This window comes from Terrimonas alba (genome assembly GCF_042434975.1).
GTDB classification, from domain to species: domain Bacteria; phylum Bacteroidota; class Bacteroidia; order Chitinophagales; family Chitinophagaceae; genus Terrimonas_B; species Terrimonas_B alba.
In genome coordinates this window covers 1-606 of sequence record NZ_JBHMQM010000058.1, presented here as the reverse complement: position 1 = coordinate 606, position 606 = coordinate 1, and the positions used below count along the sequence as shown (strand labels likewise).

Annotated in this window: 1 pseudogene; it reads left to right on the top strand. The window is 41.9% G+C overall.

The features are described from left to right. Nucleotides 1–598 (top strand): annotated as a pseudogene (locus ACFEL9_RS26175) (hypothetical protein); the annotation flags it as partial. Nucleotides 599–606 lie beyond the last annotated feature (8 nt).

Here is a 606-nt window from a genome sequence, read left to right as displayed (position 1 = left end):
CGTTTCTGAGCTTCGTGAACTTCAAAAAGAAAGAGACGCCGAAACACGGGAACGCAACTTAGTTATTGCGGCAATTGTTTTAGTTGCTATTGTTGGTTTACTTATCCTCAATCGCCAGCGGCTAAAATCCAGGTATCAGCAGCAATTGGCTTTTCAACAAAAGGTTGCTGCCGAAAAAGAACTGACAGCAGCAAAAGAGCAATTAGATATGTTTACCCAAAACGTTATTGAAAAAACAAAGGTTATAGAACAGTTGGAACAGCAGGTAGCAAACAAACCACTCACTGATGAACAGCATCAGCTTGCCGACGAGCTAAGCCGTCAAACCATACTTACCGAAGAAGACTGGGAAAAATTTAAGACACTTTTCGAAAAAATATATCCGGGCTTCTTTTTAAAACTCAAAGAGATGATACCCGACATTACAGTAGCCGAACAGCGTATGGCAGCGCTTACCCGTTTGCATCTAAACACCAAACAAATGGCGTCGATGCTTGGCATTTCTCCTGATAGCGTTTATAAGATCAGGCAACGCCTTCGTAAACGGTTACAGCTGGACGATGAGGTAACCACCGAAACGTATCTGACTAAAATTTAGCTAACAAA